A 24,826-nucleotide genomic window follows, 5' to 3' on the forward strand; every position below is an offset into this window, starting at 1 on the left:
GGCCGGATATGGCCGCGGACTGGTTAAAATCCGGTTCGCTTTCAAATACCTGGCAGGGTTGCGGGCAGTGCGAGCAGCGCCGCGGCGGCGATCGCGACGCCATAGGGGACCTCGACCGCGCCGATCCGCCGCTGCCAGCGGCGCTCGATCACCATCACCAGCGTGATCGCGCCGCCGAGCACCGACATCAGCATCAGCATGTCGAGCAGGCTGCCGAGCGGCAGCCACAGCGCGAGCGCGGCGATCATCTTGACGTCGCCGCCGCCCATCCACCCGCAGGCGAAGGCGCCGACGAACACCGCGAACACGATCGCGGCGACGAGCAGCTGCACGCCGACCCCGGCCCAGCCGAGTCCCATCGCCCACCACCACAAGGGGGCGAGCAGGGCGATCGCGGCGTTCTTGGCATTGGCGATCTCGCGGGTACGGGCATCCTCGATTCCCGCAGCGACCAGCAGGCCGCCGAGCATGACGGCAAGCGCCGCGATCAGTAGATTATCCGAACCCATCGGACGCGACAGGTAGACGGCATGGCTTGCGAAAACGTAACCAAAACAACGATGATCGACCAAGCCGAGCTGCGCCGCGACCTGCCCGCCGATTCGCGCCTGTCGGAATGGCGGGCGCCGGACGGCTGGCGCCACCGCCGGTTCGACTGGCCGCATCCCGAGCCCCGCGGTCGCATCCTGGTGCAGGGCGGGCGCGCGGACATCGTCGAGAAGTTCCTCGAGACGATCCGCCACCTCCACGACCGGCGCTGGTCGGTGACCGCGTTCGACTGGCGCGGGCAGGGCGGCTCGGGGCGGCTCGCCGCCGATCCCCGCGTCGGCCATGCCGCCAGCTTCGATACCTGGGTGAGCGACCTGACCGCCTTCTGGACCGACTGGCGGGCGGAGGGGCAGGGACCGGCGGCGCTGCTGGCGCATTCCATGGGCGGGCATCTCGCGCTGCGGGCGATGCTCGACGGTGGGATCGCGCCGGATGCGGCGGTGCTGGTCGCGCCGATGATCGGGGTCCGCTCGCCGCTCGGCGCGCGCGGCGGCCGCGCGGTCGCCTGGGCGATGACGCGGATCGGCGACCCCGCGCGACCGGCCTGGACGGTGCGGCCGGGCAAGGCCTCTGCCGGGCACCGCCAACAGCGGCTCACCCATTCGCTCGAACGTTATGGAGACGAGGCCCATTGGTATGGCCGCGACCCGTCGCTGCTGCTCGGGCCGCCGAGCTGGGCCTGGGTGCTGGAGGCGTTCGTCTCGGGCGCGCGATTGCAGGCCGACCCGCGGCTCGCCACGCTCGACGTGCCGATCCTGATGCTCGTTGCCGACGCCGACCGGCTGGTCGACAGCCGCGCCGCGGTGCGGCTCGCGTCGCGCTTGCCGCGCGTCGAGCTGGTGCGCTTCGGTGCCGAATCGGCGCATGAGATCCTGCGCGAGGACGACGCGGTGCGGCTGCGCGCCTTCGGCCTGATCGATACGTTTCTGGACCGCCACACATGACCTACGACATCGCGATCATCGGCGCGGGGATCGCCGGCGCCAGCCTCGCCGCGGCGCTGGCGCCGCATGCGCGCGTGCTGCTGCTCGAGGCGGAGGATCAGCCGGGCTATCACAGCACCGGTCGCTCGGCAGCCTTCTGGTCGGAGACCTATGGGGGTCCCGGCATCCAGCCGCTGACCAGCGCGTCGGAGGCGGCGCTGCGCGGCGGCGGCTTCCTCGCGCCGCTCGGCTCGCTGCATATCGGCCGGGCGGAGGATGCGGCGCAGGTCGACGCCTTCCTCGCCGCGTTCGACGGGACGGCGGTGGCGCTGCACCGCGTCGATCCCGCCGGCTTCGTGCCCGGGCTGCGGCGCGACTGGACGCTCGGCGTGCACGAGCCGAGCTGCGCCTATATCGACGTGGCGGCGCTGCATGCGGCCTATCTCGCCGAGATGCGCCGCGCCGGCGGGGTGATCGCGACGCGCGCCGGGCTGACCGCCGCGCATCGCCACGGCGGCGCGTGGACGATCGTGACGCCGTCAGGCACCTATCGCGCGGACGTGCTGGTCAACGCCGCCGGCGCCTGGGCGGATCCGGTCGCGGTGCGGCTCGGCGCGGCGCCGCTCGGCATCCAGCCCTATCGCCGGACGATGGCGCAACTGCGCACCGAGCCGCCCGCCCCGGCAGAGCTGCCGCATGTCGCGGATATCCGCGGCCGCTTCTACTTCAAGCCGGAGGCGGGCAAGCTATGGCTGAGCCCGCATGACGAGACGCCGGTCGACCCGCATGACGTTGCGCCCGAGGAGATCGACGTCGCGCGCGCGATCGACCGGTTCGAGGGCGTGGTCGACTGGCGCGTCGCCGCGGTCGAGCGGCGCTGGGCAGGGCTGCGCAGCTTCGCGCCGGACCGGCTGCCGGTGTACGGGTTCGATTCGCGCGTGCCGGGGCTGTTCTGGTGCGCAGGGCAGGGCGGCTTCGGCATCCAGACCGCACCGGCCGGCGCGGCGGTGGCGGCGAGCCTGTTGCTGGGGACGGGCTTGCCGGAGGGATTCGCGGGGATCGACGTCGGGCGCTACGCGGCGGCGCGGTTCGGCTGATCGGCGTCCCGTGCGAGGAGACTGACCCGGCGTCAGGCTGCCGGGCGGCTCGCCGCGACGGCGGCGTCGCTCGCCAGCTTGTCGACGCGTTCGTTGTCGGCGTTGCCGTTGTGGCCCTTGACCCAGACCCATTCGATCTCGTGCTTCTGCGTCTCGGCGAACAGCGCCTGCCACAGTTCGGCGTTCTTCACCGGCTTCTTGTCGGCGGTGCGCCAGCCGTTCTTGCGCCAGCCGTGGATCCAGCGGGTGAGGCCGTCCATCACATATTTGCTATCGGTGCTGAGCTTGATCCGGCACGGGCGGGTGAGCACGCGCAGCGCCTCGATCGCCGCGGTCAGCTCCATGCGGTTGTTGGTGGTCAGCGTTTCGCCGCCCGACAGCTCCTTCTCATGGCCGCCGAAGCGCAGCAGCGCGCCCCAGCCGCCGGGGCCGGGGTTGCCCTTGCACGCGCCGTCGGTGGCGATCTCGACGAGGGGCGGGGCGGTGTCGGTCATGCAAAGGCCTCCGGATGGGCGTCGTACCAGTCGAGCCGGCGTAGATAGGCGAGCGGGTCCTTGCGAGTCACCAGCGCATCGGCGGGGGTGTTGAGCCAGTCCCACGCGCGGGTGAGAAGGAAGCGGATGCACGCGCCCCTGGCGAGCACCGGCAAGGCCGCGCGCTCGGCGGCGGACAGGCCGAACGTGTCGGCATAGCCGGCGAGCAGCGCCGGTCCGACCCCGTCGAGCGGTGCGCCGAGCGGATCGAAAGCCCAGGAGGTGTGCATCACGGCGACGTCATAGGCCCGTATGTCACGGCAGGCGAAGTAGAAATCGATGAGGCCGGTGACCCGCGCACCCAGCATCAGCACGTTGTCCGGGAACAGGTCCGCATGGATGACGCTGTGCGGCAGGTCGTGCGGCCAGTCCGCCTCTACGGCAGCGAGCGCGGCGTCGACGCGCGCGAACAGCCCCGGCGTGATTGCATCGAGATCGCCGCCGCAGCGGGTCAGCAGCGCCCGCCAGTCGCCGATGCCGAGGCTGTTGGGACGCCAGCCGGCGAAGTCGGCGACCGCCGCGTGCAGCGCGCCGAGCGCGGCGCCGGCGGTGGCGGCCTGGTCTGGCGTCGGGCGCGTCACCGACACGCCGTTGAGGAAGCGGATCAGGCAGGCGGGGCGCCCCTCCAGCGTCTGGATGGCGACGCCGTCGCGATCCCGGATCGCCGGTGGCACCGGCAGCCCACGCGCCGCGCAATGATCGAGCAGGTCGAGGAAGAAGGGCAGGTCGCCCACCTCGACCCGCTTCTCATACAGCGTCAGGATGAACCGCGCGGTGCTGGTGTCGACGAGATAGTTGCTGTTCTCGACCCCTTCGGCGATGCCCTTGGCCGAGACGAGCTCGCCGACATCGTCGTAGCGGCGCAGGAACGCGGACAGCGCCTCTGCCGAGACGTGCGTGTAGACGGCCATCCAATCCTCCCCATTCCCACGCCACCCGGACGTGAGCCGGGGTGGCGGTCGGACTATGCCGCCGCGTCGAGCCCGCGCGGCAGCTTGAACGCGATCGTCTCGCGCGTCGTCTCTTCCTCGCGCTCGGTCACCGCGAAGCGGGTGGAGAGCAGGTCGACCAATTCGCGCACGAGCAATTCGGGCGCGGAGGCGCCGGCGGTGATGCCGAGCGTGCCGACGCCGTCGAGGAACGACCAGTCGAGATCGCCCGCCCGCTGGATCAGTCGTGCCGGAATGCCCTCGCGCTCCGCCACTTCCACCAGCCGCACCGAGTTGGACGAATTGGGCGCGCCGATCACCAGCATCGCGTCGCACGCCGCGGCGATCGCCTTGACCGCCGCCTGGCGGTTCGAGGTGGCGTAGCAGATGTCCTCGCCGCGCGGCGGCAGCATGTTCGGGAAGCGGCGTTGCAGCACCGCGACCACCGCGGCGGTGTCGTCGACCGACAGCGTCGTCTGGGTGAGGAAGGCGAGATTGTCGGGATCGGCGGGCGCGAAGACCTCGGCATCGGCGGCGGTCTCGATCAGCGACATCGCGCCGGCGGGTACCTGACCGAAGGTGCCGACGACCTCGGGATGGCCGGCATGGCCGATGAAGACGATATGGCGGCCGGCGGCGACGAGCCGTTCGGCCTGGCGATGGACCTTCGACACCAGCGGGCAGGTCGCGTCGAGATAGTCGAGGCCGCGGTTCTGCGCGTCGGCCGGCACCGATTTGGGGACGCCATGCGCCGAAAAGACCACGGGCGCGCCGTCGGGCACCTGGTCGAGTTCCTCGACGAACACCGCGCCCTGCGCCTTCAGCGTGTCGACGACGAATTTGTTGTGGACGATCTCGTGACGGACATAGACGGGCGCGCCGTGCTTCTCGATCGCGAGTTCGACGATGCGGATCGCGCGGTCGACGCCGGCGCAGAAGCCGCGCGGTGCGGCGATCAGCAGTTCGAGGACGGGCTTGCCGCCGTCCGCGGGTATTTCAGAGGCCATGCGGGCGGTTCTACGCGATTGGCTCGGCGCGCGGAAGTACGCGATTGCTTGCGCGCATTAAAGCCGGTTCCTATGGTGCGCCGCGCATCGTCCGGGTTCTCCGGCGGCGCATCACTGTCCGTTCGACAAAGGTACGCGTCCTCGTGAAAACCCCGGCTTTAGGCCTGTCCGCCCTCGCGCTGATCCTCTCGGGCTGCGCCAGCAAGGGCGAGATCGTCGAAGGCGGCATCTCCGCCGTACGCTCCGCCTGCCCGACGGTCGGCGTCGCCGCCGGCACCGGCGACATCACCCTGTTCGATCCCGCGACCAGCCGCGAAGCGAGCGCGATCGACGTCGTCGCCAACATGACCAACGTGCGCGGCACGTGCAGCGATGCCGGCGACCAGATCGCCACCAGCGTCACCTTCGACGTGCTCGCACGGCGGACGCGCGTGGACGGTCCGCGCGACGTGGTGCTGCCTTATTATATCGCGATCGTTCGCGGCGGCTCGGCGGTGACCGCCAAGCGCAAGGGCCAGATCGCGATTCACTTCGATGCCGGTCAGGCGCGCGCGCAGGCGAGCGGCACCGCCTCGACGCAGATCGCGCGTTCGGCGGCGACGCTGCCCGACGAGGTCCGCGAGCAGCTCACCCGCAAGCGCAAGGCGGGCGACGAGGACGCCGCGACCGATCCGCTGTCGCGGCCCGAGGTGCGCTCGGCGGTGCTGCGCGCCAGCTTCGAGGCGCTGGTCGGATTCCAGCTGACCGACGAGCAGTTGAAGTACAACGCGCAACGCTGAGTCTCTTCTCTCCCTTTGAGGGAGGGCAAGCGCAGATGGGCGTCTGCGTTGGTCCGTTGGTCCCTCCGCCCACGCCGTCACCCCGGACTTGTTCCGGGGTCCACTCCGCGGCGAGGAGCGCGGCTTGAGGGGAAACCGTTCCTGTGCGGCCCGGTGGACCCCGGAACGAGTCCGGGGTGACGGATCTTGCCGGGAGGCCGATCGAGCCTCATCATCACCGCGCCCATCCGATACCAGCTCCTTGGCATCAGGGGGCAATCGACAGCTTTCCGCATTGACTAAGCCCCCGTCGCCCGCCAGAGCACGGGACGTCGATGCCGGGCAACCGGCATGGGCGGGCGCGGGAGAGAGCCTCTGCACAAGGAGGCCGCCGAAGGAGCAACCACCCCGGAATCTCTCAGGCAAACGGGACCGCGCGCTGCCTCATCGACACTCTGGAAAGCGTTCCTTTGAGGAGCCACCGAAGGGGTAAGCCCGCCGCGCCAGGCGCCGGGTCAAAGCTCTCAGGTCACCGTGACAGAGGGGGTATGACGGATCGATTGCGGCCCCGTGCCGTCGTTGGTCCCGTGCCTTTCTTGGAGACGGTTGATGAGCGATTCGCTGCCAGAGACTTTGCCCGACCCGCTCGACGACCTCGACGGCGACGAGCCCGCAATCCAGCTTCTGCCGCTCGACGGCTGGCACCGCGGCCGCGGTGGCCGCATGGTGCCGTTCGCCGGTTACGAGATGCCGGTCCAATATGAGGGCATCATGGCCGAGCATCTGTGGACGCGCGAATCCGCCGGCCTGTTCGACGTCAGCCATATGGGACAGGTCGGCTTCACCGGCGACGGCCTCGATGCCGCCAGCGTCGCCAAGGCGCTCGAGGCGGTGCTGCCGGGCGATATCGCCGGGCTCGCCGCCACCAAGATCCGTTATTCGCTGCTGCTCAACGACGAGGGCGGCATCCTCGACGACCTGATGGTCACGACGCTGCCCGCAGAGGGCGCGCATCCGTTCGGCGCGGCGAGCCATTACGTCGTCGTCAACGGCGCGACCAAATATGACGATCTCGCCTATCTGCTCGACGTGCTGCCCGACGACCTGACGATGAACTTGATGGAAGATCAGGCCTTGCTCGCGGTGCAGGGGCCCAAGGCGGTCGCTGCGGTGTCGCGCCTGATCCCCGGCGTCAAGGACCTCGTGTTCATGACCGCGGGTGCGTTCGACTGGAACGGCCATGCTTTGTGGATCAGCCGTTCGGGCTATACCGGCGAGGACGGCGTCGAGATTTCGATCCCCGCCGAGGCCGCCGCGGATTTCGCCGATGCGATCTGTGCCGAGCCCGAGGTCAAGCCGATCGGCCTCGGCGCGCGCGATTCGCTGCGGCTCGAGGCAGGGCTGCCGCTCTACGGTCACGATCTCGATCCCGAGACGACGCCGGTGATGGCAGACCTCGGTTTCGCGCTGTCCAAGCGCCGCCGCGAGGCCGCCGATTTCGCCGGCGCCGCGCGCATCCTTGCCGAGCGTGCCGATGGCCCCGCGGTCAAGCGCGTCGGCCTGTCGGTCGCCGGGCGCCAGCCGGTGCGCGAGGGCGCCAGCGTCGTCGACGCCGAGGGTGCGGTGATCGGCCGCGTCACCAGCGGCGGCTTCGCGCCGAGCGTCGGTGCGCCGATCGCCATGGCCTATGTTCCCGCCGCGCTCGCGGAGGCCGGCACGCCGCTGCGCCTCGTCCAGCGCGGCAAGATCCACGAGGCGACGGTCGCACCGATGCCGTTCGTTCCCCACCGCTATGTCCGCGCAGGAGGCAAGTGATGAGCCGTTATTTCACCGAAGATCATGAGTGGGTCGATGTCGATGGCGACACCGGCACCGTCGGCATCTCCGATTATGCGCAGGGTCAGCTCGGCGACATCGTGTTCGTCGACGTGCCCGAGGCGGGCAAGCAGCTCGGCAAGGGTGACGAGGCCGCGGTGGTCGAATCGGTCAAGGCCGCGTCGGACGTCTATTCGCCGGTGTCGGGCACGGTGACCGAGGGCAATGCCGCGCTCGCCGACGACCCCAGCCTGGTCAATTCCGATCCGGAAGCCGGCGGCTGGTTCTTCAAGATCACGCTCAGCGATCCCGCCGAGCTGGAGACGCTGATGGACGAAGCCGCCTACGCGGATTTCGTCGCCAAGCTTTAACGATCAGCAAGCCCCTCCTCTTCAGGGGAGGGGTTGGGGTGGGGCCTGTCCGCAGGCGTGGGTCTCGGTGAGACGTCCCCCACCCCTTGCCCCTCCCCTGAAGGGGAGGGGATGGGAGATATGATGCGCTACCTGCCGCTTACCCAGCCCGACCGCGACGCGATGCTCTCGGTCATCGGCGCGGGATCGATCGACGATCTGTTCGTCGACGTGCCCGAGGCCGCCCGCCTGTCCGGCCCGATCCACGGCCTGCCCAACCACGCCTCCGAACTGGCGGTCGAGCGGCACATGACCGCGCTCGCCCGCAAGAACACGGTCGCGGGCGAGGTGCCGTTCTTCCTCGGCGCGGGCGCCTATCGCCATCACGTGCCGGCGAGCGTCGATCACCTGATCCAGCGTGGCGAGTTCCTCACCGCCTATACGCCGTATCAGCCCGAGATCGCGCAGGGCACGCTGCAGATGCTGTTCGAGTTCCAGACGCAGGTCGCGCGGCTGCTCGGCACCGACGTGGCGAATGCGTCGATGTACGACGGCTCGACCGCCTGCTGGGAAGCGATCGGCATGGCGCGGCGCATCACCCGCAAGGGCAAGGCGATCCTGTCGGGCGGGCTCCACCCGCATTATGTCAGCGTCGCCAGGACGATGGCGAAATACACCGGCGATCATCTCGAAACCGCGACCCCGGCGCTGACCGCCGAGACCGATATCGAGGCGCTGATCGCCTCGATCGACGGCGATACGTCGTGCGTCGTCGTGCAATATCCCGACATCCTCGGCCGGATCGCCGACCTGACGCCGCTCGCCGACGCCTGCCACGCCAACAAGGCGTTGCTGATCGCGGTCGTCACCGAGCCGGTGGCGCTCGGCGCGATCACCTCGCCGGGTGAGATGGACGCCGATATCGTCGTCGGCGAGGGCCAGTCGCTCGGCGTCGGCCTCCAGTTCGGCGGCCCCTATGTCGGGCTGATGGGCTGCAAGGAGAAGTATATCCGCCAGATGCCGGGTCGCTTCTGCGGCGAGACGGTGGATGCGGAGGGACGCCGCGGCTTCGTGCTGACGCTGTCGACCCGCGAACAGCATATCCGTCGCGAAAAGGCGACGAGCAACATCTGCACCAACTCCGGCCTCTGCGCGCTCGCCTTCTCGATCCACATGACCTTGCTCGGCGAGGCGGGTCTGCGCCGCCTGGCGGGGATCAACCACGCCGCGGCGTGCCGCGCCGCGGATCGCCTGGCGAAGGTGCCGGGCGTCGAGCTGGTCACCGAGACCTTCTTCAACGAATTTACGCTGAAGCTGCCGGTCGAGGCGCGTCCCGTGGTGCGGACGCTGGCCGATCGCGGCATTTTGGCGGGCGTGTCGCTCGGCCGGCTCTATCCGGGCGAGGATGCGCTGGCCAACGGCCTGATCGTCGCGGTCACCGAGACGACGACCGCGGAGGACGTCGAAACCCTTGCCGCCGCACTCGAGGAGGTTCTGGCATGAGCATCAATCAGAGCGGCTGGCGTCCCGAGATGACCGCCGGCGGCGGCAATGGCGCCGCACCGACCTTCACCGGCAACAAGGCGCTGATGCTGGAAGAGGCGTTGATCTTCGAGATCGGCGACACGCAGACCACCGGTGTCGACTTCGCCGAGGGTGACGTCGCCGGTTCGCGGCTGGGCAATCTGAGCCGCAAGGCGCCGATCGGCCTGCCGGGGCTCGCCGAGCCCGAGGCGGTGCGCCACTACACCCGCCTGTCGCGCCAGAATTATGCGATCGACCTCGGCCTGTTCCCGCTCGGTTCGTGCACGATGAAGCACAATCCGCGGCTCAACGAGAAGATGGCGCGCCTCCCCGGTTTCGCGGACGTGCATCCGTTGCAGCCGGTCGATACCGTGCAGGGCGCGCTGGAGGTGATCCACCAGCTCGCGCACTGGCTGGTGACGCTGACCGGCATGACCAGCGTCGCGATGAGCCCCAAGGCGGGCGCGCATGGCGAATTGTGCGGCATCCTCGCGATCAAGGCGGCGCTCGAAGCGCGGGGCGAGGGGCATCGCAAGGTCGTGCTCGTCCCCGAATCGGCGCACGGCACCAACCCCGCCACCGCCGCCTTCGCCGGCTTCACAGTCGAGGACATCCCCGCGACCGCCGACGGCCGCGTCGATACCGCGGCGCTGATCGCGCGGCTCGGGCCGGACGTCGCGGGCGTGATGATCACCAACCCCAACACCTGCGGCCTGTTCGAGCGCGATCTCAAGACGATCTCGGACGCGGTCCATGGCGCGGGCGGCTACGTCTATTGCGACGGCGCCAATTTCAACGCGATCGTCGGCCGGGTGCGGCCGGGTGACCTCGGCGTCGATGCGATGCACATCAACCTGCACAAGACCTTCTCGACCCCGCATGGCGGCGGCGGGCCGGGCTCAGGGCCGGTGGTGTTCTCGGAAGCGCTGACCCCGTTCGCGCCGCTGCCGTTCGTAGAGAAGACGGCGGACGGTTTCGCGCTCGTCGAGGAAGAGACCGCCGGCGAACATCATGCCGGCAGCTTCGGCCGCATGGTCGCCTTCCACGGCCAGATGGGCATGTTCACCCGCGCGCTCACCTATATCCTCAGCCACGGCGCCGACGGCCTTAAGCAGGTTGCCGAGGATGCGGTGCTCAACGCCAATTACGTGCTGCGCTCGTTGGAAGGGACGCTCGACGCGCCCTTTGCCAAGGCGGGGCCGTGCATGCACGAGGCGATCTTCTCCGATGCCAATCTTGCCGAGGGCTTCTCGACGCTCGACGTCGCCAAGGGTCTGATCGACGAGGGCTTCCACCCGATGACGGTCTATTTCCCGCTCGTCGTCCATGGCGCGATGCTGGTCGAGCCGACCGAGACCGAGTCGAAGGCGGCGCTCGATCAGTTCATCGGCGCACTGCGCGCGGTGGCGGAGCGGGCCAAGGCCGGCGACGCCAGCCTCAAGACCGCGCCGCATTTCGCGCCGCGTGCGCGGCTCGACGAGACACAGGCGGCACGCAAGCCGGTGCTCGTGTGGAAGGAACAGCCGCTGGCGCAGGCGGCGGAGTGACGCTAGCCTCCGCGCGTTAGACACGGGCGGGGGCAGGGCATGCAGGGACAGCAACCGGGCGGGTGGATCAGCTATGCGGTTCCACTCGTCATCGTCGCGGTGGTGATGGCGATCCGCTGGAAGCGGATGAGCCGCGTGCGTCCGTTGAAGCTCGAACATCTGTGGATCCTGCCGGCTTTCTATGCGGTGGTGATCGGCTTCACCTTCTCGCGCTTTCCGCCGCGGGGCTGGGGCTGGGCGTTCTGCCTCATTGCGGTCGGGCTTGGCGCGGCACTCGGCTGGCAGCGCGGCAAGATGATGCGGATCACGCTCGATCCCGAGACGCATACGCTGGGGCAGACCTCGTCGCCCGCGGCGTTGCTGTTCATCGTGCTGCTGATCGTCGTTCGCAGCGGCGCGCGCGGCGCACTGAGCTATGCCGGTCCGACGGGGCTCGATCCGATGGCGATCACCGACGTGCTCATGGCCTTGGCACTCGGCCTGTTCAGTGCGCAGCGGCTGGAGATGTACCTGCGCGGCAAGCGGATGCTGGCGGCGGTGCGAACGGTCTGATCGGCTAAGCCAGTTCGCCGGCCGCGGCGGTCAGCGTCTCTTGACGGTGGCGCACTGCCTCGCGCCATACGATGATGAGGCCGCTGGCGATGATCACCGGCGCGCCGAGCCATGTCGCTGCGGCCGGCAAGGTGCCGAACACCATCCAGCCGAATAGGGTCGCCCACAGGAGGCTCGAATAGTCCATCGGCACCACCACGGACACCGGACCTAGCCGCAGTGACGTCGTCATCGCAATCTGCGCGCAACCGCCAAGGATGCCGACCGCGGCCAGGGCACCCCAGCCGGCCCCGCCATGTGCTTGTGCGATCGGAACATAGAGCAGCGAGAGCGGCACCAGCGAGAGGACCGAAAACCAGAAGACGGTGGTCAGTGCCGCCTCGGTCTTGCCGATCTGGCGCAGCAGGATCGTCACGCAGGCGGTGCCGAACGCTCCCGCCAGCGCGAAGCCGGCGCCACGCAAGGGGAAATGATCGGTGCCCGGCTGTGCGACGATCAACACGCCGAGAAAGCCGATGACGACCGCCGTCCAGCGCCAGCGGCCGGTCGGCTCGCGGAGCGCCAAGGCACCAAGGATCGTGGCGAACGCCGGCACGGTGAAGCCGATCGTCGTCGCCTCGGCAAGCGGCAGCGCGACGATGCCGTTGAACGTCATCGCCATTGCCGAGAGGCCGACGATCGCACGGACGACATGGGCGGGCAGTTGCCGCGTCGCGACCGACGACAGGCCCGGTCCGGCGAGGATGACCGCGGATACGAGCAGCGCCGCGCCGAACTGGCGAAAGAAGAGGATCTCGACGACGCGCGCGCCGCTTTGTTCGGCGAGCTTTATGCTCGCGTTCATCAGCACGAAGAAGACGACCGACAGCAAGCGCAGGCCGATCGCGGGCAGGATGCGGTCGTTCACGCCGGAGAGCCTAGCGGCAAACGGGACAGGTGCGCACCAGATTCCATCCTGCGCGGCGCGACGTGTAGGGGGTGACGGATATATCCCGCGCGGATAAAGCCGCCCCATGAAGCACGCTCTTTCCGTCACCCGCGACGCCGACTTCGCCGCCTGGTATCAATCCGTCATTGCCGAGGCCGATCTCGCCGAGGAATCCGGCGTGCGCGGCTGTATGGTCATCCGGCCGTGGGGCTATGGCATCTGGGAGCGGATCCAGCGCCTGCTCGACGACCGGATCAAGGCGACCGGCCATGAGAATTGCTATTTCCCGCTGTTCATCCCGCTCTCCTATTTCGAGAAGGAGGCGGAGCACGTCGAGGGCTTTGCCAAGGAGATGGCGGTCGTCACCCACCATCGGCTGGTCCCCGATGGCAAGGGCGGGCTGATCCCCGATCCCGCCGCCAAGCTCGAGGAGCCGCTGGTCGTGCGGCCGACGTCGGAGACGGTGATCGGCACCGCCTTCGCGCGCTGGATCCAGTCGTGGCGCGATCTGCCGGTGCTGATCAACCAATGGGCCAATGTCGTGCGCTGGGAGATGCGCACCCGCATGTTCCTGCGGACGAGCGAGTTCCTCTGGCAGGAGGGCCATACCGCCCACGCCACCGCCGACGAGGCGCGTGACGAGACGCGCAAGATGCTCGAAGTCTATCGCAGCTTTGCCGAGGACTGCCTCGCGCTGCCGGTGGTCGCGGGCGAGAAGCCCGAGAACGAACGTTTTCCCGGCGCGGTTGCGACCTACAGCATCGAGGCGATGATGCAGGACGGCAAGGCGTTGCAGGCCGGCACCAGCCACTTCCTCGGCACCAATTTCGCGGCGGCGCAGAATATCCGCTTCCAGAACGCGAGCGGCGAGCTGGAGCTGGCGCATACGACGAGCTGGGGGGTCAGCACGCGGATGATCGGCGGCGTCATCATGGTGCATGGCGACGACGACGGGCTGCGCGTGCCGCCGCGGATTGCGCCGTGGCAGATCGTCATCGTGCCGATGCTGCGCGACCAGCCCGAGGATGAGGCGCTGATCGCCTATGCCAAGGACATCCAGTCGACCCTCGCCGGTCTGTCGGCGCTGGGCGAGCCGGTGCGTGCGCTGCTCGACCTCAAGCCCGCCAAGGCGGCGACCAAGCGCTGGGGCTGGGTCAAGAAGGGCGCGCCGATCGTCATCGAGATCGGCGGCCGCGACATGGCCGGCGGCAACGTCTCGGTCATCCGCCGCGACCGGCTGTATCGCGCCGACGGCAAGCTCGACGCGCAGGTGATGCCGCGCGGCGACTTCGAGGCTGAGGCCCCCGCGCTGCTCGCGGCGATCCAGCAGGCGCTGCACGACGAGGCGCGGGCGCGGCTCAAGGCGGCGATCGTGCCGGCGGCGGATTTCGCCGCGGTCGAGGCCCATTTTGCGGAAGGCGTGAAGAATCCCGGCTGGGTCGAGGTGCAATGGGCGCGCCCCACGGGCGCCGCGCTGGACGCGGTGGTCGAGCGGCTGAAGGCACTCAAGCTGACGATCCGCAACGCACCCGCAGATGCGGCTGCGGCGGATGGCGTGTGCGTCTTCACCGGCGAACCCGCGGTCGAGCGCGTGCTGCTGGCGCGGAGCTACTGAGCCTTATCCCCTCCCTTTGGGGCAGGCGTCGGGGAGCTGCCGCCAGCCGGGCGCGGGTTGGTGAAGTACAATGAACACGCGGCCTGCCCCGCTCCCGCCCCGCCCCGTCAGGGAGGGCTATCGTCGATGATCGTACGTGTGAGCCCGTCGTCTTCCAAGCCCGCCCCGTCACCCCGGACTCGTTCCGGGGTCCACTCTGCGGCGGGGCGAAGGGTTTGATCTAACACCATTCTCTTGCGGAGCGGTGGACCCCGGAACAAGTCCGGGGTGACGAATTCGATCAGGAGACCAGTCAGGCCTCATGAGCGCGACGATATGCGATCGCCCTGTTCTTTCAGGAAGGGGAGGCGTCCGCGTCGTACCGCCGGCCGACATGCGCCTCGCCCCGCGCTTCGGCGAGCAGCGCCTGGCGGTGGCGTTCGGCGTAGCGCGCGCGATCCGCTGCGGTCCGCTCGGCGTGGCAGCGCGGGCAGCTCACGCCGTCCTCGAACAGCGGCGAGGTCCGGTCCGCTTCCGACACCGGCATGCGGCAGGCGCGGCACAGGCCGTGCGTGCCCGGCGCCAGGCCGTGGCCGACCGCGACGCGCTCGTCGAAGACGAAGCATTCGCCTTGCCAGCGGCTCTCCTCGGCCGGCACCTCTTCGAGATATTTCAGGATGCCGCCCTTGAGGTGGAAGACGTCTGCGATGCCCTCCGCCTTCAGGAAGGCAGTGGCCTTCTCGCAGCGGATGCCGCCGGTGCAGAACATCGCGACCTGCTTGGCGCCGGAGAGCAGGTCGTCGCGATGCTCCCGGAACCATGTCGGGAATTCGCGGAACGTCCGCGTGTGTGGATCGACCGCGCCGGCGAAGGTGCCGACCGCGACCTCATAATCGTTGCGGGTATCGATCACCACCGTGGCGGGGTCGGCGATCAGCGCGTTCCACTCGGCAGGATCGACATAATGGCCGGCGTCGAGCGGATCGATCGAGGGTTCGCCCATCGTCACGATCTCGCGCTTGAGCCGCACCTTGGTGCGATGGAACGGCATCGTGTCCGCGCGCGCCTCCTTGACGTCGAGCGCCGCGCAGCCGGGCAGGGCGCGGATATGCGCCAGCACCGCCTCCATGCCGGCGTCGGGGCCGGCAATGGTGCCGTTGATCCCCTCCGGCGCGAGCAGCAACGTGCCGCGCACGCCGGCCGCCTCGCAGGCGGCGAGCAGCGGCGCCTGCAACGCGGCGGGGTCCGGGAAGGGAGTGAAGCGGTAGAGCGCACATACGCGGATCGGCGGCATGGTCGCGCCTGTACCCGGTCGTGCGCGCTCGCGCAAAGTTGGGGCATGACGACGGCCGGCGCAGTCCCTATCTTCCTCATGTGAAAAACAAGAACAGACCCGGCCTGCCGACGCAGGCGCAGATCCTCCACTTCATCGAGACATCGGAGGTGCCCGCCGGCAAGCGCGAGATCGCCAAGGCATTCGGCCTTACCGCGCAGGAGAAGATCGCGCTCAAGGCGCTGCTCAAGGACATGGCCGACGAAGGGCTGATCGACAGCGCTCCCGGGCGCGCCTTCCACAAGATGGGCGGGCTGCCCAAGGTGACCGTGCTGCGCATCGCCGATGTCGACGACGGCGGCAACGTCTGGGCGGTGCCGGACCGCTGGGAGGCGGACGCGCCGCTGCCGCGACTCCGCGTCCGCGAGCGCAAGCGCGGGGCGCTCGGCATCGGCGAGCGGATCCTGGCGCGGACCGAGGAAGCGGGGCAGGGCTGGATCGCCCACCCGATGAAGGTGCTCGCGCGCGCCTCCGAACAGGTGCTCGGCGTGCTGCGGCGCGAGGGGCAGGGCGAGGGTCGCTATTGGCTGACCGGCGTCGAGAAGAAGGACCGGCGCGAGTTCCCCGTCTCCGACACCGGCGGGGCCGAGGCGGGCGATCTGGTGATGGCGGAGATGACCGGCCGCCCGCCGAGGATCAGCGTGCGCGTCGTCCAGCGGCTCGGCGATCCCTTCGCGCCGCGCAGCTTTTCGCTGATCGCGATCCACAAGCTCGGCATCCCGGACGTGTTCACCGGCGATACGCTCGATGAGGCGGCGCGCGTGTCGGAACAGCCGCTCGGCGACGATCGCGAGGATCTGACGCACCTGCCGATCGTCGCGATCGATCCCGCCGATGCCCGCGACCATGACGATGCGGTCTGGGCCGCGCCCGATGACGATCCCGCCAATGCCGGCGGCTGGCGCGCCGTGGTGGCGATCGCCGACGTCAGTTTCTACGTGCGGCCCGGCTCCGAGCTTGACCGTGAGGCGCGGCGGCGCGGCAATTCGGTCTATTTTCCCGATCGCGTCGTGCCGATGCTGCCGGAGATCCTGTCCGCCGAAGTGTGCTCGCTCAAGGAAGGCGAGGATCGCGCCGCGCTCGTCTGCCATCTCCAGATCGGCAAATCCGGCGCGCTCAAGAGCTGGCGCTTTACGCGCGCGCGGGTGCGGATCGCCGCCAACCTGGCGTATGAGGATGCGCAGGCGATGATCGACGACAAGCCCCTCCCTTTCACGGGAGGGGTCGGCGTCGGGGATATCGAGGCGTCCGTTCGTGAGACATCCCCCACCCACGACCGCTCTCCTGAAGGGGTGGGGTCAGATGTGTTGGAACCCCTTCGCCATCTCTGGGCGTGCTGGCGCGCGCTCGCCAAGGCGCGTGATGCGCGCGAGCCGCTCGATCTCGACCTGCCCGAACGGCGGGTGGTGCTCGACGAGATGGGCCGCATCATGTCGGTGGCGCCGCGCGAGCGGCTCGACGCGCACCGGCTGATCGAGGATTATATGATCGCCGCCAACGTCGCTGCCGCCAAGGCGCTGGAGGCGAAGAAGGCGCCGGTGATGTACCGCGTCCACGAACCGCCCAGCCGCGAGAAGCTCGTCGCGCTCAAGGAGTATCTCGAGACGTTCGGCGTGCCGCTGGCGCTGGGACAGGTGATCCGCCCGGCGACGTTCAACCACGTCCTCGATCGCGTCGGTGATGCCGATTTCCGGCCGCAGGTGATGGAACAGGTGCTGCGCACCCAGACGCAGGCCTATTACGCGCCCGCCAACCAGGGGCATTTCGGCCTGTCGCTCGGCTCCTACGCGCATTTCACCTCGCCGATCCGGCGCTATGCCGATCTTGTCGTCCATCGCTCGCTGGTGTCGGCGTACAGGCTCGGGGCGGGCGGGCTCGCGCAGGCGGATGCCGAGGCGATGGACGTGATCGGCGAGACGATCAGCGGCCTCGAACGCCGCGCGATGGAGGCAGAGCGCGACACGATCGACCGCTATGTCGCCGCCTATCTGGCCGAGAAGGTCGGCGAGACGCTGCCGGCGCGGATCACCGGGGTGCAGAATTACGGCTTTTTCGCCACCGTCGAGGGGATCGGCGGTGACGGGCTGATGCCCGTCCGTGACTTGGGCGGCGAATATTTCCGCTTCGACGAGGCGGCACGCAAGTTGATCGGCGAGCAGAGCGGCGAGGAATATACGCTCGGCCAGCGCATCGACCTGCGGCTGGCGGAGGCGAACCCGGTGTCGGGGGCGCTGCGCTTCGAACTGCCCGGCGGCAAGGGCGCGGCGCCGGGGCCGCGGCATGTCGGATCGGGGCGCAAGGATCGCATCATCAAGCATCGCGGCCGTCCGGCGAACATCCGCCATCAGGGCAAGCGGCGGTGAGCGGCCGGCTGACCCGCGTCGCGCCGCGCGAGACGGTGCGCGACCGCTATCTGGTCCACGGCACGATCGCACCGCGCTTCGTCGAGGCGCATGCCGTCACCCCGGCCGATGCGATCGCCTTCGCGCCAGCAGGGCCACGCGAGGCGAGGGCGTTCGCGGGGATGATCGCCGACGGATCGATCCGGATGGCGGCGGCGGGCCGCTATTATTTCGACATGGCCGCCTACGAGGCTGCGGCGGCGGCCCGCCGCGCGCGCCGCGTACCGGTGCTGCTGCTCCTAGCGCTGCTGATCGCCGCGGTAGCGATGGTGTTCTACCGCGGCTGATCGAGCATCGGTCGTCAGGTCGCCTGACGCGCCAGCCGAACGACACGGCTAGTGCCGAGGGCAGGGTCGTCGTTGGCACCGTCCGGCAGGCGGTGGAGCGTGTTCCGCGTGGGCGCTCCCTGTTCGGCCATCGTGCCCTCCAGCTTGAAGCGGGCGACTTCGCGGGCCAGCGTTGCGGCTTCGCTGGACAGGCTGCGCGCGGCGGCGGTCGCCTGTTCGACCATCGCGGCATTCTGCTGCGTGACGCTGTCCATCTCCGACACGGCGGTGTTGACCTGTTGCAGGCCGGACGCCTGCTGCTCCGCCGAGGCGGCGATCTGCGAGACGAGGCCATTGATCTCGACGATCCGCTCGATGATCCGCTGGAGCGCGTGGCCGGTCTCGTTGACCAGCGTGACGCCGGCCTGCACCTGCGTCGAGGAGGCGGTGATCCGCGTCTTGACGTCGCGCGCGGCGTCGGCAGCGCGCTGGGCGAGCGCGCGCACTTCGGAGGCGACGACCGCGAAGCCGCGGCCGGCGTCGCCCGCACGTGCCGCCTCGACCCCGGCGTTGAGCGCGAGCAGATTGGTCTGGAACGAGATGCCGTCGATGACAGTGATGATCTCCGAAATCTCGGCGGACGAGCGTTCGATCTGATCCATCGCGATGACGGCGCGGCGCACGACGTCGCCGGACTGCTCCGCCTCGCCCCGCGTTTCGCTGACGATCCGGTTGGCACGCGCCGCGCCGTCCGCGGTCGAGCGGACGGTGGCGGTGATCTCGTCCATCGCCGCGGCGGTCTCCTCGAGCGAGGCGGCCTGCTGCTCGGTACGCATCGACAGGTCGTCGGATGCCTGGCGGATGTCCTGCGATCCCGAATTGATCTGGTGGCCCGAGCGGGTGACCTCGTTGAGCGTGGCGCACATGCGCTGCCGCATTGCCTCGAAGCTGTCGGCGAGCGCCTGATATTCGCGCGGCAGGCCTTCGAGCGACGCGGTCAGGTCGCCCTCCGCCATCCGGTTGAACACCGCGCCGCAGCGGTCGAGCACGGCGCGGCGGCCGGCCTGTTCCGCCTCGAAATAGGCGGAAAGGGCGATGTCCATGTCGAACAGCGAGGCCTTGACCAGCGCTGCGCCGGCGCGCGCGCGGCGGCCGCTGGTGAAGGGCAGCGCGACCCGCGGCGCTACCACCTTGGGGAGGACGTGTTCGAGCATGCGTGCATAACCGCTGATGTACCAGGTCGGCGCGAGGCCGATTCGCGCGTGGATGTTGCCGATGTTGATCGCGCTGTCGGCATAGCCGCGGTCCAGCGGGCCCTGGAACAGGCGGCTCCAATGGGCGAGCTGCTTGTCGCGCGCGTGATCCATGCGCGCGGGCGAGGCGAACAGGTCGCGGATCTGCGGAGTCTGGCTGATGAAGCGATAGAGTTCGACCAACGCCGCCGGGGCGTGGCGGGCGATCAGTCGCCGGATGCGCGGAAAGGCACGGTAGCTGTCGGCACGATAGCCGAATGCGGCGAGCCGCTGGTCGAAATCGATATGGTTCTGGTCGTTCATCTAGTCCCCCGTTGCCAAAGCAGGTGGACGAAAAAATTTAACAATATCTTGACGAAAACGGACGCAACCGTCGCGCGCGACGGGTTCGCGACAGATTTCGGACGCTTGATTTCCGATCTGAGGCGCGGGCGCGTATGCATTCGAGGAGCACGGCTTCAGACATGATCGTCAGCAAATGGTAGCGAGCCACGGGATGAGTGGTCTTGGATTGGCCTTGCTGCCGCTGTCCTGATTTTATTTCGTCATATGTTCGCCCGATCATCAATTGTGCTCTCTATTGTATTTGCCAACGTCGCAGCCGTGTCATAGCTTCGCGCGAGTTGGCCGGGGGCGGGACGACGATGGTATTCGGGCGGTGGTATTGGCTGGCGGGCGGTGCGGTGCTTGCGACCGCCGGAAGCGCGGCGGCGCAGGAGGCGCGGCCCGCGGAGCCGCAGGATATCGTCGTGACCGGCGAGCGGCTGCGTGGATCGGTGATCGGCGACGCCGCGCCGGTCGCGGTGCTGGACGCGCAGGCGCTCAAGGCGCTGGGGGCGACCAAGATCGACGACATGCTCAAGCTGCTGAAGCCGCTGACCACCTCGAACAGCGGCGCCGACCCGGTGTTCCTGCTCAACGGCCGCCGCATTTCGGGCTATGGCGAGTTGCGGACGCTGCCGCCTGAGGCGATCGAGCGGACCGAGATCCTGCCCGAACAGGAGTCGGCGCGGCTCGGCTTTCCGCCGACGGTGCGCGTCACCAACTTCATCACCAGGAAGCATTTCCGCTCGCTCGCGGTCGAGGAGAGCGCCAGCACCACCACCGAGGGCGGCGCGAGTGCCGCCGCGCTCGAACTCGGCTCGACGCAGCTCGATGATCTGCGGCGCACCTCGGTGACGATCAACTACGACCGGCAGGACCCGCTTACCGCGGCGCGTCGATCGACGGCCCCCGACACGACCACGCTGTTCGACCGGATCGGCAACGTCACCGGCATCGGCGGCGGATCGATCGACCCGGCGCTGGACGCGCAGGTCGGGCGGCCCGTGACGGTGGCGGCGGTGCCGGAGGATGTTGCGGCGCGCGGCACGCTCGCCGGCTATGCGGCGGGGGCGGGCGCGCCGCGCATCACCGACCTCGCACCCTTTCAGTCGATCGCCAGCCGCGACCAATTGCGCGTCGACGCCACCCGGTCGATGCCGATCGGCACGACGATGAGCGGATCGCTCAACCTGACGATGGAGGCGCAACGCGGCCTCGGGCTGGCCGGCCTGCCCAGCGCGACGCTGCGGGTGCCGGCGAGTAATCCGGCGTCGCCGTTCGCCGGCGACGTGCTGCTCTACCGTTACCTGCCCGAAGCGGGACTGCTGCGGCAGCGCACGCAAGCGCTGTCGCTGCATGCGGGCGGCACCGTGCAGGGCAGCCTCAAACGCTGGATCTGGACGATGACCGGCAGCTACGATCGGCTGCGCGCCTCCGCCGCGGTCGATCGCGGCATCGCGCTGGATGCGGCGCAGGCGGCGATCGACGGCGGCGCCGATCCGTTCCGTCCGCTGAGCGGCGCCGCGCTTGCGGAGCGGCTGGTCAGCCGCAGCCGCTCGGTGGTGCAGACCGTCGTCGGCAAGGCGACGGCGGTCGGGCCGTTGGTCGCGCTGCCGGCCGGCGACGTGCAGATGACGCTGAATGCCGATATCGCGCGCTCGTCGAGCAGCGGGATGGCGGCGCAAGCGCTCGATGCGCTGCTCGACGTGCGACGGGTGACCAAGACCGCCAGCGTCGCGCTCGACCTGCCGATCGCCTCGGCCGGCCGCGGCGTGCTCGATGCTATCGGCTCGCTCTCCGCCAATGCCGGGCTGGGCGTGACCGCGGTGTCCGATTACGGCAGCCTGGCGAGCCGCAACCTCGCGCTGACCTGGACGCCGGTGCGGCCGGTGCAGATCACCGCCTCGACCGCGGTCAGCCGCACCGCCCCGGATATCGCGCTGCTGACCAATCCCGTGGTGACCGTGCCGAACGTGCCCCTCTTCGACTTCGTCACCGGCAGCAGCCGCCTCGTCAGCGTGACCGCGGGCGGCAACGGCGCGCTCGGCCCCGAGCGGCGCCAGGTGGATAGCGCGGGCGTGGCGTGGCAGCCGATCAAGGGCAAGGAGCTGCGCTTCAACCTCGACTATGTCGCGACGCGGATCGACGGGCAGATCGGCAATCTCTCCGCCGTCACGCCGGGATTGCAGGCGACCTTCCCCGACCGCTTCCTGCGCGACGCCGCCGGGCAATTGGTCTCCGTTGACCTGCGCCCGATCAATCTGGCACGCGAGCGCGAGCGCAAGATCCAGGGCAAGGTCTCGCTATGGACGATGATCGGCCCCGAGCCGAAGCCGCCCGCCGCCCCGCCGGCGAAGGACGCGCCGCCGCCGCCGCCACCCAAGCCGCGGCCGATGCTCTATGCGTTCGTCACCGGGACGGCGCGGATCGACGACCGGCTGCTCGTGCAGCCGGGGCAGCCGACCGTCGACCTGCTCAACGGCCAGTCGATCACCGGCCAGGGCGGCCGCGCGCGCTACGAGGCGCAGGGGACGCTCGGCGGGTCCTACGGCCCGATCCAGGGCGGCATCTTCGGCATGTGGCAGGCGCCGACGCGCATCCGCAGCGACATCGCCGCATCCGACCTGCGCTTCTCGGCGCGGACCTTCCTGGCGCTCTACAGCACGATCGATGCGGAGAAGCTGGCGGCGCGGGCGGCATGGGCGAAGCGCCTCACCTTCCAGCTCAACGTCAACAATATCCTCAACGATCGGATCGCGGTGCGCGACCGCAATGGGACGACGCCCTACCGGTTCCAGCGGGCGTTCCTCGACCCTTATGGCCGGATCGTGAAGCTGTCGGTGCGCAAGCTGTTCTGAATGCGACGACGCGCACGAAAAAGGGCGGCCCGTTGCCGGACCGCCCCTTTCGGAACCGCAATCTGCGAAACGCTTAGCGCTTCGAGAACTGGAAGCTGCGGCGTGCCTTGGCGCGGCCGTACTTCTTACGCTCGACGGTACGGCTGTCGCGGGTCAGGAAGCCTGCCGCCTTCACCGGGGCGCGCAGCACCGGCTCGAAGCGGGTCAGCGCCTGGCTGATGCCGTGCTTGACCGCGCCGGCCTGGCCCGAGAGGCCGCCGCCCTTGACGGTGCAGACCACGTCATACTGACCTTCGCGCTCGGTGATGCCGAACACCTGGTTGATGACGAGGCGCAGCGTCGGACGCGCGAAATAGACTTCCTGATCGCGACCGTTGATCGTGATCTTGCCCGAACCCGGCTTCAGCCAGACGCGTGCGACGGCGTCCTTGCGGCGGCCGGTCGCATAGGCGCGGCCGTACTTGTCGAGGACCTGCTCACGCAGCGGCGTGACCGGGAGCACCTGCGTCGGCGCGGCGGGAGCCTCGCCATCGGCAGTGGCAGCGGCGGGCGCGCCGGCGGTCGCCGGAGCGGCCTGGGTCAGCGACGCGAGATCGGAAAGGGACTGGCGATTGTCGGTCATTACGCGCCCACCTTGTTCTTGCGGTTCATGCCCGCGATATCGAGAACGTCCGGGTTCTGAGCTTCGTGCGGATGCTCGCTGCCCTTGAAGATGCGCAGGTTGCGCATCTGCTCGCGACCGAGCGGACCACGCGGGATCATGCGCTCGACGGCCTTTTCGAGGACGCGCTCCGGAAAGCGGCCGTCGAGGACCTTGGCGGCGGTGACGCCCTTGATGCCGCCGGCATAGCCGGTGTGCTTGTAATAGACCTTCTTCGCGGCCTTGTTGCCGGTGAAGCGGATCTTGTCGGCGTTGATGACGATGACATTGTCACCGCAATCGACGTGCGGGGTGAACGACGTCTTGTGCTTGCCGCGCAGGACGTTGGCGATGATCGTCGCGGCGCGACCGACCACCAGGCCGTCGGCATCGACGATATGCCACTTCTTCTCCACCTCGTGCGGCTTGGCCGACTTGGTGGTCTTCATGAGCGCCTTCATGGCGTGGACCTTTCGGTTTGAAACGATGCACGCCGCCTGTCTCCAGGCGGCGTGGTTGATGGCGCTACTGCTGGAAGCGCCCCCTAAAGTCAAGCAAAGCGCGGCTTTGCTGACGGGTAAAATAATACCATGAGGCCGGTCAGGCGATCTGACGGCCCACCGCATGGGCTGCGTAGACCGTTGCGATCAGCAGCAGCGCGGCATTGGCCTGATGCGCGACGGCAAGATCGATCTGCACGCCGCTGAGCAGCGTCGCGATGCCGAGCACGATCTGGAGCGCGACCAGGACGATCACCCACACGCCCGCCCTGGCGCCCGTCCGCGTCGCGCGCACCGCCAGCCAGACCAGCCCGGCCGCCGTGAGGAACGCCCACCAGCGGTGGATGAATTGCACGACGACCGGATTGTCGACCGCGTTGCGCCAGCCCGGCTCGACCATCGGCACGCCGGCGGGGAACACGGCGTCGCCCATCAGCGGCCAGCTCGCAAAGGCATAGCCCGCATCAAGGCCGGCGGTGAATGCGCCATAGACGAGCTGCACGAACAGCAGCGCCAGCGCGGCGATGGCGACGCCGGTCAGCCGCGCCGGATGGGCGAGGGGGTTGCGGTGCAGCGCCAGCAGGTCGAGCGCCGTCCAGACGATCCCGGCGAGGATGGTCAGCGCGGTCAGCAGATGGACGGCGAGGCGCACGTGGCTGACGTCGGTCCGCACCGACAGGCCCGATGCGACCATCCACCAGCCGATCGCGCCCTGCAGGCCGCCGAGCGCGAGCAGCGCGACCAGCCGCCAGCCATAGCCGGCCGGAATCTGCTTGCGGATGGCGAACCACAGCAACGGCAGCGCGAAGACGAGGCCGATGATCCGGCCGAGCAGCCGGTGCGCATATTCCCAGAAGAAGATGTGCTTGAAGCCGGTGAGCGTCATGCCCTGGTTGAACGCGGCATATTCGGGGATGCGGCGATAGCCGGCGAACTCGGCCTGCCATTGCGCCTCGGTCAGCGGCGGGATGATGCCGCTGATCGGCTTCCATTGCGTGATCGACAGCCCCGATTCGGTCAGCCGGGTGATCCCGCCGACGACGACCATCGCGACGATGAGTGCGGCGACGGCGAGCAGCCACCGCGCGACGCTGCGTGGCCGGGCACGCGAGAGGAAGGCGGCACTGGGCTGAAGCATGAGCCT

Annotated in this window: 23 protein-coding genes and 2 riboswitches; of the genes, 13 read left to right on the forward strand and 10 right to left on the reverse strand. The window is 69.2% G+C overall.

Annotated elements, in window-relative coordinates:
• Positions 1 to 41 precede the first annotated feature (41 nt).
• Positions 42 to 509, reverse strand: a complete 468-nt coding sequence (locus tag HD841_RS06805) for an A24 family peptidase (RefSeq protein ID WP_179508154.1) — start codon at positions 507 to 509, stop codon at positions 42 to 44.
• 51 nt (positions 510 to 560) lie between these two features.
• Here HD841_RS06805 and HD841_RS06810 point away from each other — a divergent pair, with 51 nt between their 5' ends.
• On the forward strand, positions 561 to 1,493 hold the full coding sequence (locus HD841_RS06810; protein ID WP_179508155.1) for an alpha/beta fold hydrolase: 933 nt from the start codon (positions 561 to 563) through the stop codon (positions 1,491 to 1,493).
• Positions 1,490 to 2,569, forward strand: a complete 1,080-nt coding sequence (locus HD841_RS06815; RefSeq protein WP_179508156.1) for an NAD(P)/FAD-dependent oxidoreductase — start codon at positions 1,490 to 1,492, stop codon at positions 2,567 to 2,569. Before HD841_RS06810 ends, HD841_RS06815 begins: the two co-directional genes overlap by 4 nt.
• A gap of 32 nt (positions 2,570 to 2,601) precedes the next feature.
• Here the strand turns inward: HD841_RS06815 and rnhA are convergent, their stop codons facing one another.
• The 3 genes from rnhA to ispH are packed head-to-tail and all read right to left on the reverse strand — an operon-like array spanning position 2,602 to position 5,038.
• Positions 2,602 to 3,063, reverse strand: a complete 462-nt coding sequence (rnhA, locus tag HD841_RS06820; RefSeq protein ID WP_179508157.1) for a ribonuclease HI — start codon at positions 3,061 to 3,063, stop codon at positions 2,602 to 2,604.
• Entirely contained in the window at positions 3,060 to 4,013 is a 954-nt protein-coding gene (thrB, locus tag HD841_RS06825; RefSeq protein WP_179508158.1) for a homoserine kinase, read from the reverse strand. Before thrB ends, rnhA begins: the two co-directional genes overlap by 4 nt.
• A gap of 53 nt (positions 4,014 to 4,066) precedes the next feature.
• The gene (ispH, locus tag HD841_RS06830) at positions 4,067 to 5,038 is read right to left on the reverse strand and encodes a 4-hydroxy-3-methylbut-2-enyl diphosphate reductase (RefSeq protein WP_179508159.1); all 972 of its coding nucleotides are present in this window, start codon (positions 5,036 to 5,038) and stop codon (positions 4,067 to 4,069) included.
• A 143-nt stretch (positions 5,039 to 5,181) separates the two neighbouring features.
• Here ispH and HD841_RS06835 point away from each other — a divergent pair, with 143 nt between their 5' ends.
• The 6 genes from HD841_RS06835 (at position 5,182) to HD841_RS06860 (ending at position 11,584) form a co-directional block, all read left to right on the forward strand.
• A complete protein-coding gene (locus HD841_RS06835) occupies positions 5,182 to 5,817 on the forward strand; it encodes a hypothetical protein (protein WP_373562958.1) in 636 nt (211 codons plus the stop codon).
• 331 nt (positions 5,818 to 6,148) lie between these two features.
• A riboswitch (glycine riboswitch) is annotated at positions 6,149 to 6,241 on the forward strand.
• Positions 6,242 to 6,347: riboswitch (glycine riboswitch) on the forward strand.
• Positions 6,348 to 6,405: 58 nt separating this feature from the next.
• A complete protein-coding gene (gcvT, locus tag HD841_RS06840) occupies positions 6,406 to 7,611 on the forward strand; it encodes a glycine cleavage system aminomethyltransferase GcvT (RefSeq protein WP_179508160.1) in 1,206 nt (401 codons plus the stop codon).
• Entirely contained in the window at positions 7,611 to 7,982 is a 372-nt protein-coding gene (gene gcvH, locus HD841_RS06845) for a glycine cleavage system protein GcvH (protein WP_179508161.1), read from the forward strand. The genes gcvT and gcvH overlap by 1 nt, the downstream gene beginning before the upstream one ends.
• 123 nt (positions 7,983 to 8,105) lie before the next feature.
• On the forward strand, positions 8,106 to 9,464 hold the full coding sequence (gcvPA, locus tag HD841_RS06850) for an aminomethyl-transferring glycine dehydrogenase subunit GcvPA (protein WP_179508800.1): 1,359 nt from the start codon (positions 8,106 to 8,108) through the stop codon (positions 9,462 to 9,464).
• The gene (gene gcvPB / locus HD841_RS06855) at positions 9,461 to 11,032 is read left to right on the forward strand and encodes an aminomethyl-transferring glycine dehydrogenase subunit GcvPB (protein ID WP_179508162.1); all 1,572 of its coding nucleotides are present in this window, start codon (positions 9,461 to 9,463) and stop codon (positions 11,030 to 11,032) included. Before gcvPA ends, gcvPB begins: the two co-directional genes overlap by 4 nt.
• Positions 11,033 to 11,071: 39 nt before the next feature.
• Positions 11,072 to 11,584, forward strand: a complete 513-nt coding sequence (locus tag HD841_RS06860; RefSeq protein WP_179508163.1) for a CcdC protein domain-containing protein — start codon at positions 11,072 to 11,074, stop codon at positions 11,582 to 11,584.
• A gap of 4 nt (positions 11,585 to 11,588) precedes the next feature.
• Here the strand turns inward: HD841_RS06860 and HD841_RS06865 are convergent, their stop codons facing one another.
• A complete protein-coding gene (locus tag HD841_RS06865; protein WP_179508164.1) occupies positions 11,589 to 12,491 on the reverse strand; it encodes a DMT family transporter in 903 nt (300 codons plus the stop codon).
• 106 nt (positions 12,492 to 12,597) lie between these two features.
• On the opposite strand from HD841_RS06865, the gene HD841_RS06870 reads away from it, so the two are divergent.
• Positions 12,598 to 14,127, forward strand: a complete 1,530-nt coding sequence (locus tag HD841_RS06870) for an aminoacyl--tRNA ligase-related protein (RefSeq protein WP_179508165.1) — start codon at positions 12,598 to 12,600, stop codon at positions 14,125 to 14,127.
• A 334-nt stretch (positions 14,128 to 14,461) separates the two neighbouring features.
• Here HD841_RS06870 and trhO read toward each other — a convergent pair whose 3' ends face one another.
• On the reverse strand, positions 14,462 to 15,400 hold the full coding sequence (gene trhO, locus HD841_RS06875) for an oxygen-dependent tRNA uridine(34) hydroxylase TrhO (protein WP_179508166.1): 939 nt from the start codon (positions 15,398 to 15,400) through the stop codon (positions 14,462 to 14,464).
• An 80-nt stretch (positions 15,401 to 15,480) separates the two neighbouring features.
• Between trhO and HD841_RS06880 the strand changes: the two genes are divergently transcribed.
• Both HD841_RS06880 and HD841_RS06885 read left to right on the forward strand, forming a co-directional pair.
• Complete coding sequence (locus HD841_RS06880) at positions 15,481 to 17,802, forward strand: ribonuclease R family protein (RefSeq protein ID WP_179508167.1); 2,322 nt, start codon at positions 15,481 to 15,483, stop codon at positions 17,800 to 17,802.
• A complete protein-coding gene (locus tag HD841_RS06885) occupies positions 17,799 to 18,128 on the forward strand; it encodes a hypothetical protein (RefSeq protein ID WP_179508168.1) in 330 nt (109 codons plus the stop codon). Before HD841_RS06880 ends, HD841_RS06885 begins: the two co-directional genes overlap by 4 nt.
• A gap of 14 nt (positions 18,129 to 18,142) precedes the next feature.
• On the opposite strand, the gene HD841_RS06890 is transcribed toward HD841_RS06885, so the two are convergent.
• Positions 18,143 to 19,663: a globin-coupled sensor protein gene (locus HD841_RS06890; protein WP_179508169.1), complete on the reverse strand. Its 1,521-nt coding sequence runs from the start codon at positions 19,661 to 19,663 to the stop codon at positions 18,143 to 18,145.
• Positions 19,664 to 20,004: 341 nt separating this feature from the next.
• Here HD841_RS06890 and HD841_RS06895 point away from each other — a divergent pair, with 341 nt between their 5' ends.
• Positions 20,005 to 22,542: a TonB-dependent receptor gene (locus HD841_RS06895; protein ID WP_179508170.1), complete on the forward strand. Its 2,538-nt coding sequence runs from the start codon at positions 20,005 to 20,007 to the stop codon at positions 22,540 to 22,542.
• A gap of 73 nt (positions 22,543 to 22,615) precedes the next feature.
• On the opposite strand, the gene rpsI is transcribed toward HD841_RS06895, so the two are convergent.
• Positions 22,616 to 23,164: a 30S ribosomal protein S9 gene (gene rpsI, locus HD841_RS06900; RefSeq protein ID WP_179508171.1), complete on the reverse strand. Its 549-nt coding sequence runs from the start codon at positions 23,162 to 23,164 to the stop codon at positions 22,616 to 22,618.
• A complete protein-coding gene (rplM, locus tag HD841_RS06905) occupies positions 23,164 to 23,643 on the reverse strand; it encodes a 50S ribosomal protein L13 (RefSeq protein ID WP_037530473.1) in 480 nt (159 codons plus the stop codon). Before rplM ends, rpsI begins: the two co-directional genes overlap by 1 nt.
• Between rplM and HD841_RS06910 the strand changes: the two genes are divergently transcribed.
• Positions 23,630 to 23,776: a hypothetical protein gene (locus HD841_RS06910; protein ID WP_179508140.1), complete on the forward strand. Its 147-nt coding sequence runs from the start codon at positions 23,630 to 23,632 to the stop codon at positions 23,774 to 23,776. The genes rplM and HD841_RS06910 overlap by 14 nt on opposite strands.
• Before the next feature lie 6 nt (positions 23,777 to 23,782).
• On the opposite strand, the gene HD841_RS06915 is transcribed toward HD841_RS06910, so the two are convergent.
• Positions 23,783 to 24,820 carry a COX15/CtaA family protein gene (locus HD841_RS06915; protein WP_179508172.1) on the reverse strand — a complete coding sequence of 346 codons (1,038 nt, stop codon included), beginning with the start codon at positions 24,818 to 24,820 and terminating at the stop codon, positions 23,783 to 23,785.
• Positions 24,821 to 24,826: the final 6 nt, after the last annotated feature.

It is taken from the genome of Sphingomonas melonis (assembly GCF_013409985.1).
GTDB lineage: Bacteria > Pseudomonadota > Alphaproteobacteria > Sphingomonadales > Sphingomonadaceae > Sphingomonas > Sphingomonas melonis_A.

Coding starts and splice junctions, on each gene's coding strand:
- HD841_RS06890 (WP_179508169.1), bottom strand. CDS start 19,663: ATGAACGACCAGAACCATATCGATTTCGACCAGCGGCTCGCCGCATTC.
- thrB (WP_179508158.1), bottom strand. CDS start 4,013: ATGGCCGTCTACACGCACGTCTCGGCAGAGGCGCTGTCCGCGTTCCTG.
- rnhA (WP_179508157.1), bottom strand. CDS start 3,063: ATGACCGACACCGCCCCGCCCCTCGTCGAGATCGCCACCGACGGCGCG.
- gcvT (WP_179508160.1), top strand. CDS start 6,406: ATGAGCGATTCGCTGCCAGAGACTTTGCCCGACCCGCTCGACGACCTC.
- HD841_RS06860 (WP_179508163.1), top strand. CDS start 11,072: ATGCAGGGACAGCAACCGGGCGGGTGGATCAGCTATGCGGTTCCACTC.
- HD841_RS06810 (WP_179508155.1), top strand. CDS start 561: ATGATCGACCAAGCCGAGCTGCGCCGCGACCTGCCCGCCGATTCGCGC.
- trhO (WP_179508166.1), bottom strand. CDS start 15,400: ATGCCGCCGATCCGCGTATGTGCGCTCTACCGCTTCACTCCCTTCCCG.
- gcvPB (WP_179508162.1), top strand. CDS start 9,461: ATGAGCATCAATCAGAGCGGCTGGCGTCCCGAGATGACCGCCGGCGGC.
- rplM (WP_037530473.1), bottom strand. CDS start 23,643: ATGAAGGCGCTCATGAAGACCACCAAGTCGGCCAAGCCGCACGAGGTG.
- HD841_RS06815 (WP_179508156.1), top strand. CDS start 1,490: ATGACCTACGACATCGCGATCATCGGCGCGGGGATCGCCGGCGCCAGC.
- HD841_RS06895 (WP_179508170.1), top strand. CDS start 20,005: ATGGTATTCGGGCGGTGGTATTGGCTGGCGGGCGGTGCGGTGCTTGCG.
- ispH (WP_179508159.1), bottom strand. CDS start 5,038: ATGGCCTCTGAAATACCCGCGGACGGCGGCAAGCCCGTCCTCGAACTG.
- HD841_RS06910 (WP_179508140.1), top strand. CDS start 23,630: ATGAGCGCCTTCATGGCGTGGACCTTTCGGTTTGAAACGATGCACGCC.
- rpsI (WP_179508171.1), bottom strand. CDS start 23,164: ATGACCGACAATCGCCAGTCCCTTTCCGATCTCGCGTCGCTGACCCAG.
- gcvPA (WP_179508800.1), top strand. CDS start 8,106: ATGCGCTACCTGCCGCTTACCCAGCCCGACCGCGACGCGATGCTCTCG.
- HD841_RS06805 (WP_179508154.1), bottom strand. CDS start 509: ATGGGTTCGGATAATCTACTGATCGCGGCGCTTGCCGTCATGCTCGGC.
- HD841_RS06915 (WP_179508172.1), bottom strand. CDS start 24,820: ATGCTTCAGCCCAGTGCCGCCTTCCTCTCGCGTGCCCGGCCACGCAGC.
- gcvH (WP_179508161.1), top strand. CDS start 7,611: ATGAGCCGTTATTTCACCGAAGATCATGAGTGGGTCGATGTCGATGGC.
- HD841_RS06870 (WP_179508165.1), top strand. CDS start 12,598: ATGAAGCACGCTCTTTCCGTCACCCGCGACGCCGACTTCGCCGCCTGG.